At 61.8% G+C, this 13,734-nt stretch carries 16 protein-coding genes; 15 read left to right on the forward strand and 1 reads right to left on the reverse strand.

Annotated elements, in window-relative coordinates:
• Positions 1 to 38: 38 nt before the first annotated feature.
• Positions 39 to 1,490 carry an MFS transporter gene (locus V7660_RS04105; RefSeq protein ID WP_335601856.1) on the reverse strand — a complete coding sequence of 484 codons (1,452 nt, stop codon included), beginning with the start codon at positions 1,488 to 1,490 and terminating at the stop codon, positions 39 to 41.
• A 165-nt stretch (positions 1,491 to 1,655) separates the two neighbouring features.
• Here V7660_RS04105 and V7660_RS04110 point away from each other — a divergent pair, with 165 nt between their 5' ends.
• From V7660_RS04110 to V7660_RS04180, 15 genes are all read left to right on the forward strand, one after another.
• A complete protein-coding gene (locus V7660_RS04110; RefSeq protein ID WP_335601857.1) occupies positions 1,656 to 2,480 on the forward strand; it encodes an isocitrate lyase/PEP mutase family protein in 825 nt (274 codons plus the stop codon).
• A gap of 100 nt (positions 2,481 to 2,580) precedes the next feature.
• Positions 2,581 to 3,042 (forward strand): hypothetical protein, encoded by a 462-nt coding sequence (locus tag V7660_RS04115; protein ID WP_335601858.1) that lies wholly within the window; start codon positions 2,581 to 2,583, stop codon positions 3,040 to 3,042.
• 74 nt (positions 3,043 to 3,116) lie between these two features.
• Positions 3,117 to 4,316, forward strand: a complete 1,200-nt coding sequence (locus V7660_RS04120) for a DUF2336 domain-containing protein (protein WP_335601859.1) — start codon at positions 3,117 to 3,119, stop codon at positions 4,314 to 4,316.
• Positions 4,317 to 4,411: 95 nt separating this feature from the next.
• The gene (locus V7660_RS04125) at positions 4,412 to 4,900 is read left to right on the forward strand and encodes a Na+/H+ antiporter subunit E (protein ID WP_290502248.1); all 489 of its coding nucleotides are present in this window, start codon (positions 4,412 to 4,414) and stop codon (positions 4,898 to 4,900) included.
• Positions 4,897 to 5,190 (forward strand): monovalent cation/H+ antiporter complex subunit F, encoded by a 294-nt coding sequence (locus V7660_RS04130; RefSeq protein WP_290502250.1) that lies wholly within the window; start codon positions 4,897 to 4,899, stop codon positions 5,188 to 5,190. Before V7660_RS04125 ends, V7660_RS04130 begins: the two co-directional genes overlap by 4 nt.
• A complete protein-coding gene (gene mnhG / locus V7660_RS04135; RefSeq protein WP_335601860.1) occupies positions 5,183 to 5,554 on the forward strand; it encodes a monovalent cation/H(+) antiporter subunit G in 372 nt (123 codons plus the stop codon). Before V7660_RS04130 ends, mnhG begins: the two co-directional genes overlap by 8 nt.
• Positions 5,555 to 5,559: 5 nt before the next feature.
• Positions 5,560 to 6,192 carry a DUF4040 domain-containing protein gene (locus V7660_RS04140; RefSeq protein ID WP_335601861.1) on the forward strand — a complete coding sequence of 211 codons (633 nt, stop codon included), beginning with the start codon at positions 5,560 to 5,562 and terminating at the stop codon, positions 6,190 to 6,192.
• On the forward strand, positions 6,189 to 6,641 hold the full coding sequence (locus V7660_RS04145) for a Na(+)/H(+) antiporter subunit B (protein WP_335601862.1): 453 nt from the start codon (positions 6,189 to 6,191) through the stop codon (positions 6,639 to 6,641). Before V7660_RS04140 ends, V7660_RS04145 begins: the two co-directional genes overlap by 4 nt.
• A 4-nt stretch (positions 6,642 to 6,645) precedes the next feature.
• A complete protein-coding gene (locus V7660_RS04150) occupies positions 6,646 to 7,161 on the forward strand; it encodes a cation:proton antiporter subunit C (RefSeq protein WP_335601863.1) in 516 nt (171 codons plus the stop codon).
• Complete coding sequence (locus V7660_RS04155) at positions 7,158 to 8,687, forward strand: monovalent cation/H+ antiporter subunit D family protein (RefSeq protein ID WP_335601864.1); 1,530 nt, start codon at positions 7,158 to 7,160, stop codon at positions 8,685 to 8,687. Before V7660_RS04150 ends, V7660_RS04155 begins: the two co-directional genes overlap by 4 nt.
• Positions 8,687 to 10,195, forward strand: coding sequence for a proton-conducting transporter transmembrane domain-containing protein (locus tag V7660_RS04160; protein ID WP_335601865.1), 1,509 nt, complete (start codon positions 8,687 to 8,689; stop codon positions 10,193 to 10,195). Before V7660_RS04155 ends, V7660_RS04160 begins: the two co-directional genes overlap by 1 nt.
• The gene (locus V7660_RS04165) at positions 10,192 to 10,638 is read left to right on the forward strand and encodes a hypothetical protein (RefSeq protein ID WP_335601866.1); all 447 of its coding nucleotides are present in this window, start codon (positions 10,192 to 10,194) and stop codon (positions 10,636 to 10,638) included. Before V7660_RS04160 ends, V7660_RS04165 begins: the two co-directional genes overlap by 4 nt.
• Complete coding sequence (locus V7660_RS04170) at positions 10,638 to 12,401, forward strand: Na(+)/H(+) antiporter subunit D (RefSeq protein WP_335601867.1); 1,764 nt, start codon at positions 10,638 to 10,640, stop codon at positions 12,399 to 12,401. Before V7660_RS04165 ends, V7660_RS04170 begins: the two co-directional genes overlap by 1 nt.
• Positions 12,402 to 12,540: 139 nt before the next feature.
• Entirely contained in the window at positions 12,541 to 12,957 is a 417-nt protein-coding gene (locus V7660_RS04175) for a MucR family transcriptional regulator (protein WP_335601868.1), read from the forward strand.
• A 142-nt stretch (positions 12,958 to 13,099) separates the two neighbouring features.
• On the forward strand, positions 13,100 to 13,603 hold the full coding sequence (locus tag V7660_RS04180; RefSeq protein WP_335601869.1) for a PAS domain-containing protein: 504 nt from the start codon (positions 13,100 to 13,102) through the stop codon (positions 13,601 to 13,603).
• Positions 13,604 to 13,734: the final 131 nt, after the last annotated feature.

Consider the following 13,734-nt stretch of genomic DNA (forward strand, 5'->3'; position numbering starts at 1 on the left):
TAGAAGCGTTTGGCCCCCGTGTCATCTACACAAAGCCGTCAGTTGCGCTCCTGATGCTCCAGCCAGGCCGAGCCTTTCATGTTCCAGACGGGCGTGAAGAACACCATCCAGATGATCAGGGTGATCATGCCACCGGCCGGGACGATAGCGATTTTCTGGGGGCCGAACAGGTCGACCAGTGCGCCCATGATGGCGGCGCCGAACGGCGCGCCGGCCATGAAGCCAAGCTGATAGATCGAGAGGACGCGGGCGAGCTTTTCCTTCGGCGCGGCATCCTGCACGATGGAGCGGCTCATCGCGATGGAGATGCCGGCGGCCAGGCCCCAGATGAAGACGATGCCGAGGAAGACGTAATGTGGCACCTGCCACATCATGGCGAGGATGCTGATCGAGGCGAGGAATTGCGCGATCAGCAACAGGCGGCCCTGACGCTTGATGCGTTTGAAGATCGACAGGACGACGGATGAAACGAACGCCCCCATCCAGAAGGTGACGAACATGTCCCGGATGCCGTCGGAGCCGAAGCCGTAAACGTCCCGGTTCACGATGGGCAGCACGACCAGGAAAGCGCCAATCACGAAAATGCCGACGCCGAACATCAGCGCGGTCATGGCCCAGAGCTTGCCGTCGGACCGGACCGCATGGAAGCCCTCGGCAATGTCGCTGAGGGCGGATTTGATGCCCTTGCCGCCGGTCACGATCTGCCGACCCCGCCCGAGCCAGAGGGCAAACCCCGCCCCGAGGGCCAGGATGATGCCCTGAATGGCCAGGAGTTGTTCAGCCGGTATCGGGCCGATGCCGAAACCGCCCAGCCAGTCCGGCATCTGGGTGCGTTTGTCGGCATAGCCACCCACGATCAGGCCGCCGATCTGGGCCAGGAACTGCGCCATCGTGGCGAGCGTCACGCCGAGTTGCAGGGTCACGCCGGAGCCGACCCGCATGCGCCGCTCGACCACTTCATTCACGATGGAATCGCGCGCCGGCATCATGAAGGCACCCACCGTGCCGATGGTCAGGCCATATATGATCATGGCGGGATAGGAGAGTTCCCCGCGCGCCACGGCCACGGCGAGAAATAGGGCTGGGGTTGCCGCCAGAAGGTGCAGGATGATGAGCAGGCGCTTGCCGTCTGCGCGCTCGGCCACCACACCGCCAATCAGCAGGAAGATGACCGACGGGGCCGACAGCGCCATGTTTGCAAGGCCCAGCGCCAGACCGTCCATGTGAAGGTGTTCGCGGCCCGTAATCAGGTAGGGGAACAGGACCATTTGCAGGCCGAAGGCCATGAACCAGCTGAGCTGGACCATCAGATAGGCCGGCAGTTCGATCTTTACGCCGCGGCGCAGCTGGCGGGCACGCCAATGGTTCGCGGTCGCCAGCAAGGATGCGCCAGCACCGATCGCTTCGCTGACCCCGCTGACGGGGGACGAGATATCCTCGGCCGCATCTTCGGCCATCTCGTCGATGAAGTCGTCCATCTTGTCTGACATGCCCACTCCGGAACAGCTGGCGGGACTGTATGAAGACGGCCCCGTTATGGAAAGCCCCCGGCCTTGCGCCACATGAAGACTGATGTCCATCACCGATGCGCAAGAAACGGGTGGGATGCCATATGCACACGTGCTGATCCTTACTGGCACAAAGGAGAGCAGGACATGACTTCACAAACCGAGCGCGGCGCAGCATTTGCGACACTTCATAAGCGGGAGAGTATGTTCCTCTTGCCCAATCCCTGGGATGCGGGTTCAGCGAAGATACTTGCTGCGCTCGGCTATGAGGCCTTGGCGACATCCAGCGCAGGGTTTGCCGGCAGCGAGGGGCTCGGCGACTACCAGATCACCCGCGACATGAAGATGATGCATATCCGCAAATTGGCCGAAGCGACCGATCTGCCGCTCAGTGCGGATCTGGAGAATGGTTTTGGCCATAGCCCGCAAGACTGCGCTGAAACTATCCGGCTGGGGGCAGAGGCGGGGCTCGTTGGCGGCTCGATCGAGGATTTCACCGGCAATCCGGAGGCGCCCCAATACGATATTCTGGAAGCAGCCGACCGGGTACGGGCAGCAGTCGAAGCGGCGCGAGCCCTGCCTTTTCAGTTCACCCTCACCGCACGGGCAGAGAATTTCTTCACGGGCGTGCCGGATCTGGCCGATACGATTGCCCGGCTTCAGGCCTATCAGGAGGCCGGGGCGGATGTGCTATATGCGCCGGGATTGCGCTCCCTGGATGATATTCGGAGCGTGATCACCAGTGTCGACCGCCCCGTGAACGTTTTGGCGCTTCCAGACAGCTTGCCCCTTTCCCTGCAGGAATTGGCCGAAGCTGGCGTGAAACGACTGAGTCTTGGCCCGCTCCTGTTCAATACGGCGTATGGCGCCCTCACCCATGCTGCGCGGGAGTTGCTGAGTGAGGGCAGTTTCGGATTTACCAGACACGCGGTGTCAGCGAATGATCTGGCAGCGCTGATGGCAAAGGCCTGACCAGCCCGGTGTCACGGTATCTTCGCGCAGAGCTCAGTTGCCACGGCGACAGGGTATGGTTAGCTTCCGCCAAACGGCCCACCGGTAAAAGGTATGTAGAATGCGTCTGTTCCGGCATCTTGTGAGTTGGGCCCTGGCCCTGTTTCTGGTCGCGATGTTCGTCCAGGCGACCATTCACCCGCTGCCCAATCCGCCGGAAGGCTTGGTGAAGTTCTTTGACCCGCCGGGCGAGAACATCGTGTTTCAGACCATCGCGACGAAATCGGGCATCAGCCTCTATGAACCGGCTGGCCGCGTGGCGGTGGGCCTGATCGAGTTGATGGCAGCCCTGTTCCTGCTCCTGCCCATGACGCGCCGGTTCGGCGCCTTTCTGTCGGCGGGCGTGCTCGGCGGCGCTGTCGCCATGCATCTGTCACCTTGGCTCGGCCGGGAGATTCCGGTCTCGCTCGACCCACAGAGCACCGCCACCGATGGGGGCATGCTTTTCATGCTGGCCATTGTCATGCTGGTGTCCAGCCTTCTGTTGATGGTCGTACATCCAGGCCGCTCAGAGCGGAACTGACCTGCGCCGTCATCTCCACAGACCGTTAACCGTTTGCTGCAAGAGTTTTCGCCAATGCGAAAACGGCCAAACGTATGGAAGACCCTTTGGAGCCCTTGCTGACGCAGCAGACCGGTCGCGCGCGCAACGCGCTGTTCCGGCGATTGCTTGACCTTGTTGCCATGCCAGCCTCGCGTCTGGCGCATCAGGACCGTCACATGGTGGGCGATATCCTGCTGGAAGTGCTGTTCCACGCTGAGGAATATGACCGCGAAATGTGTGCCCGCCGCCTGTCGAACCATCGGGAGGCACCCAAGCGCGTCCTGCGCTATCTCGGCCAGTGCTCCTATCGCGTCGCGCAGCATGTGCTGGAGGCCAATGAGGGCTATGACGCCTGCGATCTGCGAGAAATCTGCATGTCCGGCACGCAGGATCACCGGATGATCATTGCCCAGCGCAAGCTGGTGCCGGATTCGGTCTGTGAATACCTCGCCGAATTTGCCGAGATCCCCGTGGTGAAGGCGATGCTGACGAACAATGGCGCGATCATGCCGGAACAGGCCATCGACAAGCTGGTGGCCCGCTCGCGCGGCGATGAGAGCCTGTGCCCGCTGCTGGTCGAGCGTCTGGAAACCAAGCCGTCCCAGGCGATGGCCATGTTCTGGTGGAGCGACAGCGCGACCCGCAAGAAAATCCTGCAACGCCATGCGGCCGACCGGCTGGAAGTGATCGATACGTGCCGCGATGTGTTTGAACTGGCGGCAGAAGAGAACTGGTCCGATCCGGTTACCCGCAAAGCGCTGCAACTGATCGAGCGGCGCCAGCGCAACCGCGCGGCCATCGACAAGAGCCCGTATGACAGTCTCGAGGACGCCATCAATGCTGCCGCGCTCGACGGGATGGATTCCGAACTGGCGCAGGAAATTGGCTACCTTGCCGGCCTGAAACCGGTCACGGCGGCGAAAATCCTGACCGATGCGGGCGGCGAGGGGATTGCGGTCCTGTGCAAGGGCACTGGCGTGAAACGGGATTTCCTGCCCGTTTTATGGGCAGGCCTGAAACGCAACCTGGAAACCGAAACGGGCGAGATCGACCCCGACTTCGCACGTGTTGCCGAGATCTATGAAATCATGACCGTGGCCAAGGCCCAGACCACGCTAAGGTACTGGAACTGGTCGCTCTCATCGGCCTTTTCGCCAAGTGCCCTGTCCTCCGCGATGGATGACGTGCCTGCCAATGAGGAAGCCAGCTTCTCCTCGCCACAGCGCACAGCCCGACTCGTTTTTGGCAGGTAAGGGCAGTAAACCACCCGAAAAGCACTTTCCAAGACGCGCGCGGCCCTTTAGGTCAGGGCGTTCATTGTATTGGGTCATCGATGAAAGGGGCGCGAGTGGCGTACTTTCTGGGGTTGCTGGTTGCACTGGTCGGCTTCTGGCTGGGCATGTCTGGCCATTACACGCCTTTGCTGCTGACACTGGGCGCCGTCTCGGTGGCTGTCTGTCTGATCCTGGCCTACCGGCTAGACATCATAGACCGTGAAGGTGCGCCTTATGTGCGCATCGTCGGCTTTGCCCTCTACTTCCCATGGTTGATGAAGGAAATCGCCAAGGCGAACTGGACCGTGGTGAAGGCCTGCCTGAAGGCCGAAATGGATATATCTCCGGCCTTGGTGAAGGTTAAGACCGCCTGTGAAACCGATCTTGCCAAGGTAACCTTCGCCAATTCCATCACGCTGACTCCCGGCACCGTTACGGTCGAGATCGAAGGCGACAAGATGCTGGTCCATGCGCTCTACGAGCAGGAAGCCCAGCCGGAAGCCTTTGCCGAGATGGATCGCCGGTCGCGCGAAGCCGCCGACGGGAAAAGGAGACCCGCATGACCGCCGCCGCCCTGATTGCTGTCCTGTTCGGGATGCTGCTCCTGCTGATCCGCGCCATTGCCGGGCCGACGCTGTATGACCGCGTGCTCGCCGTGAACTCGTTCGGAACCAAGACCGTGCTGGCGCTTGGCCTGCTCGGCTTCGTGATGGGGCGTCCGCAATTCCTCGATATCGCCATCCTCTACGCGCTGATCAATTTCGTCTCGACCATCGCGATCCTGAAATTCTTCCGCTATCGGTCGTTCCAGGTTCCGCTGGTGCGCCGCGGGCAGGGAGGTGGCAATGTCTGATTTCCTTGCATCCCTTCCGGCCTGGTGGGAGGTCATCCGGTTCCCGCTTGGCGCGGCCCTGTGTCTGGCCGGCGGGCTGCTTTGCCTGATCGGCACCGTGGGCGTGCTGCGCTTCCCGGATTTCTACACCCGCCTTCACGCCGCCAGCATCACCGACACGTCAGGCGCGACCCTGCTGCTGCTCGGCATGGCCATGATGGCGCCCGACTGGATGGTCGTCAGCAAGCTGGTCGCCATCTTCGTCTTCATCTATCTGACCAGCCCCGCCTCGTCGCACGCGGCGGCAAATGCGGCGCATACGGCTGGCCTGCAGCCGCTGATCGGACCGGTCAGCACGCATGACAAGGAAGGGCAGGGATCCTGATGGCGATGAGTGAACCCGATATCGGCATGGCGCTGGTCAACATCGTCCTGCTCGGCCTCTTGTTCGTAGTGGGCATCGCGATTGCCCGCCTGCGCAGCCTGTTTGCCATCGTGATGCTGTCCGGCATCTATTCGCTTGTGTCTGCTGTCTGGTATGTCGCCGTGGACGCGGTCGATGTGGGCTTCACCGAAGCGGCCGTGGGCGCAGGCATGTCCACCGCAGTTCTGCTCGGCGCCATGCTGCTGACCTCGCGGACGGCCAAGCCGCAGAAATCCCTTCGCCAGCTCGGGCCTCTGCTGGTCTGCATCGCGACGGGCATCATGTTGATTTACGCGACCGTCGACCTGCCGGCTGTGGGCGATCCGAATTCGCCGGCCAATACAGGGGTCGGGCTGACCTATCTGCGGGTCGCCTGGTTTGACACCGGCATCGAGAACGTCGTGACCCCGGTCCTCGGCAGCTATCGTGGCTTCGATACGCTGGGCGAAACGACCGTTGTGTTCGTGGCCGGTATCGCCGTGGCGCTGTTGCTCGGCTTCGGAGAGCGCTCGCTCGCCGAAACCATTCGCAACGAGGACAAGAGCCTGCCCAAGGCCAACAAGAAACCAGAAGCAGAAGATGAGGAGACGGACGCATGAAGAGCGATCATCACGTCATCCTGCGTGTCATCACGAAGGTCCTGATTCCGGTCATCGTCTTGTATGGCCTGTACGTTCAGTTCCATGGCGATTTCGGGCCCGGCGGCGGCTTCCAGGCCGGCGTGATCCTTGCCGTGGCTGTTATCCTGTATGCCCTCGTATTCGGTGTGCCTTCCGCGATGCGCGCCGTGCCGCCGGCCTTTACCCGGTCATTGGCTGCTGTCGGTGTGCTGCTCTATGCGGGCGTGGGCTTCTGGGCCCTGCTGCAAGGCGGACAATATCTTGAATATCAGGCGCTGTTCCAGGAAGAACCGGGCGGCCATCACGGCCAGCATGTCGGCATTATCCTGATCGAACTGGGCGTTCTGTTCGGTGTGTCGGGCGCCATGCTGACCATCTTTTACGCTTTCGCTGGCCGCGTGGCCGAAATCCGCGACGAGGACTGGTAGGCCGATGCTGCTATTCATTCTTGAGCGCGCAAATTACTGGGCGGTCATCGGTCTGATGATGATCGGCCTGTACATCACGTTTGCGTCCGGAAACCTGATCAAGCGGCTGGTGGGCCTGTCCCTGTTCCAGACCTCTATCTGCCTGTTCTATGTGACACTCGGCATCGTGGCCGGGGGCACCGCGCCGATCCTGATGGACCCGGACACGTCTGGCGGGCATGGCGGTGGTCCTGGTGAAGAGGCTCCGCATGCGGCCATCGACGCCGTACTGACAGCATCTGCTGGCGGTGACCGTGTGGCTGACCTCGTCCACACCTATTCCAACCCACTGCCGCATGTCCTGATGCTGACCGCCATTGTGGTGGGCGTGGCGACCCTGTCGGTCGGCCTCGCCCTGATCGTTCGCATCCGCGAGGCCTATGGCACGATCGAAGCCGACGAGGTGCGCGAAATCGACATGCAGACCGCTATCGCTCAGGAAGCCGAGCAGGAAGCAGCTGAGAAAGAGGCGCTGGCATGATCGACCTGCTTCTGGACACGGCGCCCCGCTGGGCGCTCCTTCACGCACCCGCCTTGCTCATCATGGTGCCGCTCTTTCTGGCGCCGCTGCTGGCCATCCTGCCAAGTGGCCGGCTGTCCTGGCTGATCAGCATCTTCGCGACCCTCTTTGCCCTGTTCTGCGCCCTGATCCTGGTGGGTCAGGTTCAGGCGTCGCCGGTCGGCGTGGTCGGATATGATGTCGGTAACTGGCCCATGCCCATCGGCATCGTCCTGCGCGTTGACGCGCTGAACTCAATGATCCTGTTGCTGGTCGCCTCGATCGGGGTGCTGGCGACGATCTTCTCCTGGCCTACGGTCAAGGCGGAGATCCCCGAGCGCAAGCACCCGCTGTTCTATTCCGCTTTCCTCGTCTGCTTTGCCGGCCTGTGCGGCGTGGCAATCACGGGCGACGCGTTCAACCTGTTCGTCTTCCTCGAGATTTCCTCGATCTCCACCTATGTGCTGGTTGCGCTGGGCGCAGGGCGGGACCGCCGGGCCCTGCCGGCCGCGTTCAACTACCTCATCATGGGTACGCTGGGCGCCAGCTTCTACATCATTGGCGTCGGCTTCCTCTATTCGGCGACGGGTACGTTGAACATCGCCCAGATTGCCGAAATGCTGCCTTCACTGGCGGGCAATCGCAGTGTCGAAGCGGGCTTTGCGTTCATCATTGTCGGGCTTGGCCTGAAGGCGGCTGTCTGGCCGCTGCACCAATGGCTGCCGAACGCCTACGCCTATTCGCCAAGCTTCGTGACGATGTTCCTGTCTGCCACGGCGACCAAGGTTGCGCTCTATGCGCTGATCCGGTTCCTGTTCACCGTCTTCCGTCCGGAATTCGCGTTCGAGCAGGCGACCTTCACCTATCTGCTGATGCCGCTGGGCCTCGCCGCGATGATCACCTGCAGCTTCCAGGCAGTCTTCCAGACCGATGTTCGGCGAACGCTGGCCTACTCCTCCGTCGCCCAGGTGGGCTACATGATCCTCGGCGTATCCGTCGGTACAGTCGCTGGCCTCAGCGCCGGCCTGTTCCATCTGCTCAACCACGCCATGATCAAGGGCGCGCTCTTCATGGCGGTGGCCGGTGTGGTCCTGACCTTCCAGGGCACCACCATTCGCGATTTTGCGGGCCTCGGTCGCACTGCGCCATGGACGATGACCGGCTTTGCCATTGCGGCCCTGTCGCTGATTGGTGTGCCGCTGACCGCAGGCTTCCAGTCCAAGCTGCAGCTCGGCTACGCCCTGTTCGATCAGGGCATGTGGTGGGCTGTCGTGCTCGTCGTCTTCTCCAGCTTCCTTGCGGTGATCTATATGGGCCGCATTCTGGAGGCGATCTTCTTCCGGCCGCCGATTAATCCGCGCAAGTCGCGCAAGGAAGCGCCGATCCTGTTGCTGGTGCCGCTTTGGGTGCTGGCGCTGGCAAATATCTATTTCGGTATCACGACCGAACTGCCGCTCGGCCTGGCGCGTGACGCCGCCGCCGCCGCGTTCGGACTGGAGGCCTTCTGATGAGCTCTGAGCTGTTGATCTGGGCTGCCCTGTGCCTGCCTTTGCTGATTGCGGCGGGGATTGCCGTGACCGGAGCGTTCTCGAATGTCCGGGAAGGCGTCACTTTGGTCGGCTCGACCGTCCTGTTCGGTGTGGTCATTGCGCTCGCCACGAAAGTGGCCGGCGGGGAAGTTCCACAGCTCTATGTGGGGCAGGCCGCGCCGGGGCTCGATTTCGCGTTCAAGCTGGAGCCGCTGGGCGCACTGTTCGCGCTGGTCGCGAGCGGCCTGTGGATCGTGAACTCGTTCTATTCCATCGGCTACATGCGCGGGAACCGCGAGCGCAACCAGACGCGCTTTTATATCTGTTTCGCCATTGCCATTTTCGGCGCCATGGGCGTCGCCATGTCGGCAAACCTGTTCACCCTGTTCGTGTTCTACGAAGTACTGACCCTGTCGACCTATCCACTGGTCGCGCACAAGGGCGATGCCGCGGCCAAGCGGGGCGGACGGATCTATCTGCTGACCTTGCTGGGCACCTCGATCGGCCTGTTCCTGATGGCCATCATGTGGACCTGGGTGCTGGCGGGCCAGAATCTCGATTTCGTCCAGGGGGGACTGCTCGCCGGACGCAATCTCGATCCGGCCGTGGCCAGCGCCTTGCTGATCCTGTTTGCCTTCGGCATCGGCAAGGCGGCGCTGATGCCGTTCCATTTCTGGCTACCTAACGCGATGGTTGCGCCAACTCCGGTATCGGCCCTGTTGCACGCAGTTGCCGTTGTGAAGGCAGGTGTCTTCACCGTTATGAAGGTCTCGATCTACATTTTCGGCGAAGACCTGCTGAATGCCACGCCAGGGCGGGAGTTCGTGCTCGGGGTGGCATGTTTCACCATCATCGTCGCGTCTCTGGTTGCGATGACCAAGGACAATCTCAAGGCGCGGCTGGCCTATTCGACGATTGCGCAGTTGTCCTACATCACGCTCGGCGCGATGCTGGCGACGCAGGCCGGCTTCATGGGCGGCGCGCTGCAGATCGCGGCTCATGCTGTCGGCAAGATGACGCTGTTCATGTGCGCAGGCGCGATCTATGTCGCCACCGGCCTGACCAATATTTCCGACATGAGAGGCCTTGGCCGCAAGATGCCGCTGGTCTTCATCGCCTTCTTCATCGCCACCCTGTCGATCATCGGCATTCCGCCCATGGCAGGCGCCTGGGCGAAGTATGAACTGATGCAGGGCGCGATCGACCGGGGCACGGGCTTTGTGCCATATGTCCTGATCATCTCCTCGCTGCTGAACATCGCCTATCTCCTGCCGATCCCGATCCTGGCCCTGATGCCGACACCGGGCACGCCGGAGCCAAGACCGTTCAAGCGGCCGGGAGGCGCGCCCTTCTTTACCGTGGCGGCGCCCGTTGTGACGGCGGCGCTGTGTGTGATCCTGTTCTTCCTTGTCGGGCCTCTGGCAGATTTCCTGTCGCCAGCCTTTGAGAACCCGGCATCCCCTGCCTTCGCTGGAGGTCAGCCATGAGCGACGACACGCCAAACGATACCCGCGATACAAGCGGCCGCTTCGTGAAACGCGCCGCAGAACAGGCGCACCGGCTGCACACGCCGTCCAATGATGGCGTCCACCCGATGGCGAAGATCCTGTTCGGCTGGACCGAGTCCAAGCTGGCAGGCACGGCGATTTTCTGGGGCATCGGCCTGCTCTCGGCTTTTCTCATCGTCGTCGACCTTGCTGTCGACCGCCATGAATATATCCATATGGCAGGCGCCACCGGCTTCTATGCGATCTGGGGCTTCGCTTCGTTCGCCTTCGTCGTGCTGATGGGCTGGCCGCTGGGCCGGCTTCTGCGCCGGAGCGAAACCTATTATGGCGATCCGGGCGGACCGCCTGCGGACATTGATCCGGATGTGCCGGCCGCGCCTGACACATCCCCGACCTATCCCGACGAAGGAGACGAGCTCTGATGACTGGTTTGCTCTCCATGCTGAATCCCGGCTGGCTCCTGATCGCGGTGGGCCTTGTGGCCCTGTTCCTGCCGGTCCGGCGCGTGCGCCAGGGCCTGACCATTGCGGCGCCGATCATCGCCATCCTGCTGGTCTCGATGGCCGACCGGAACCTCAACCTCCTGACCGGCGAAGCGCTCGGGCTGGAGATGGTGTTCTATCGGGTCGACAATCTCAGCTACATTTTCGGCCTCGCCTTCCTGCTGGCGGCGCTCCTGAACGCGATCTATGCATGGCACACGGATGACCGCCTGCAGGACGGCATGTCCATTGCCTATGCGGGCGCAGCCGTTGCGGCGACCTTCTCCGGCGACATGATGACCCTGTTCGTGTTCTGGGAGCTGACGGCGATTACCTCCGTCTTCCTGATCCTGAGAGCAGGGACACGCGCGGCCTATTTTGCCTCCATGCGCTATCTTGGCGTCCAGATCCTGTCCGGCGTGCTGCTGCTGGCGGGCATCGGCTATGTCTACCAGTCACGCGGCGACCTCTCGATCTCGGCTTTCACCAGCCTGAACGAGCCCGGCGCGCTGCTCGTCTTCATCGCCCTCGGCATCAAGGCGGCCTTCCCCTTCCTGCACAATTGGCTGCAGGATTCCTATCCGAAGGCCACTGTGGTCGGCGCGGTCGTCCTGTCGGCCTTCACGACCAAGCTGGCTGTCTATGCCTTTGCCCGCATGTTCCCCGGCCATGACGCGCTGATCTGGATTGGCGCCGTGATGACCGTCTTCCCGGTCTTCTTCGCCGTCATCGAAAACGATCTGCGCAAGGTGCTGGCCTACTCGCTGAACAATCAGGTCGGCTTCATGATCTGCGCCATCGGCCTCGGCACGGCGGGGGTTGGCAATGCGCTCGCGCTGAACGGCGCCTCGGCGCATGCCTTCTGCCACATCATCTACAAGGGTCTGCTGTTCATGAGCATGGGCGCGGTGCTGTATCGCACCGGCACCACCAAGGCATCAGAACTGGGCGGCCTCTACAAATCCATGCCGTGGACGACGGTGTTCTGCATCATCGGCGCGATGTCGATTTCGGCCTTCCCGCTCTTCTCGGGCTTTGCCGCCAAGTCGCTGACCATGACGGCCGTCGGCAAGGAAGGGTACACGATCGTGTGGCTGATGCTGCTGTTTGCCTCGGCCGGTGTGCTGGAGCATTCGGGCATCAAGATCCCGTACTTTGCCTTCTTCGGCCATGACAGCGGCAAGCGTGTGAAGGAAGCGCCCTTCAACATGCTGCTTGCCATGGGCCTTGCTTCCTTCATCTGTATCGCGGTCGGCGTACCGGCGATTGTTCCGGGCTTCGGCTATGAGTGGCTCTACAATCTGCTGCCATACCGGGAAGAGGCGATGGCCTATCATCCGTTCACGCTGGATCATGTGTTGACCCAGATGCAGCTGCTGGTTCTGGCGATCTTCGCCTTCGTGATGCTGAAACGCCTCGGCTGGTATCCGCCGGAGAAGCCCGGCGTGGTGCTCGACAGCGACTGGCTCTATCGCAAGGCCGGTTACGGCATGGCGACCTGGACCGGGACGGTCTGGCAGAAAGTGGGACCGGCCATGTCGGCCGTCTTCTTCAAGCTGACGGGCCGGGCCTATGAGCGGATCGAGGACACATTCAGCCCAAGAGGCGAACTGGCGCGGGGCGGCCTGGCCAGTGGCATGGCGATCTGGACGGCGATCCTGCTGGGCTTTGTCCTGCTCTTGTCCTTCGTCACAACCGGATAGGGTGGCAGCGCATTCAAAAACATACCGCCGGTATGCGAAAAGCTCGGTGGATCGTGTAATAAATACTGCGATTTATGCGTGAATCAGTCTCAATCTTAGGGTAACCCCGATTGGTTATTCGCAAGGATGGGGATGCGAGATGACTGACACCACGACTCCGGCTGGCAGCCGGATCGAATTTCTGGAAATGACGACGCAGATTGTTGCGGCCTATGTCAGCAACAATGCGTTGCAGGCAGAAGACGTGCCGCAACTTATCCGGCTGGTGCATTCCTCGCTCGAAAGCGTCCAGGTGAAAGAGGTGAGCCAGGAGCCGCTGAAGCCGGCGGTCTCTGTGCGCAAATCCATCGGGGAAGATTACCTGATCTGTCTCGAAGACGGGCTGAAGTTCAAATCCCTGAAACGCCATCTGCGCACGAAATACGACATGACCCCCGAGGAATACCGCGAGAAATGGGGGCTGCCCGCCGATTATCCCATGGTGGCGCCGGGTTATTCCAAGCAACGCTCCATGCTCGCCAAGCAAATGGGCCTCGGCAAATCAGAGCGCGAGTAATATTCACTCTCGAATACTTTTGTTTCGAAATCGAAATGAAAGCATTTGGTAGGAATGGTTAAGAAAAACTCACCAAGACTCTTGATCCGCGACTCCACTCGCGCGATAGGTGATTCTATCGAATCACCTGGGGGTGACTGAAATGAGCAAACAGAATGTCTTCAAAGGCATGACCGATTCGCAGCAAAAGCTGATCGAGTACTGGTGCAGCCTGCGCGATTCGCACGGGCTCGTGCGGCGCGAATCAATCGATCCCGGCCAGTTTCGCGCCATGCTGGCCAGTATCTCAATTGTCGAGTTCGACCGATTCGGGACGGGACGCTTCCGAATCGCCGGTTCCCGCCTGCGCCAGATCTTCGGTATGGAGGCCCGTGGCCGCCAAATCGAGGATGTGCTGGGCAAGCATGGCGAAGCCTATTGCCTGGGTCTCGCCGCCGCGCTGGAGCGAGGCGCGCCCGTCGGCGGGGTGATCGAGCAGGAAGATGGCCGCATGCATGCCTGGGTCCGGCTGCCACTGGCCGGACGCGATGGCCAGCTGAGGCAAGTGCTCTGCCATGACGAACTGGTGCGTGCGCGCCCAAAGAAGGGCCGCCCGGATCCGGCAGGAGACGACATGTCCGGCGGACATGACCGCGCCGCCGCCTAGGCTGTCCCGGCTCCTCCTCTGACCTGAATGCAGAAACGGCGCAGCTCCCCAGCTGCGCCGTTTCTGCATTTGCGCATCCTATCCCCCGAAACCCCACCAGTAGCGCACCCGCAATCCCCAGACACTGCGGG

This window comes from Hyphomonas sp., assembly GCF_036964145.1.
Taxonomy (GTDB): Bacteria; Pseudomonadota; Alphaproteobacteria; order Caulobacterales; family Hyphomonadaceae; genus Hyphomonas.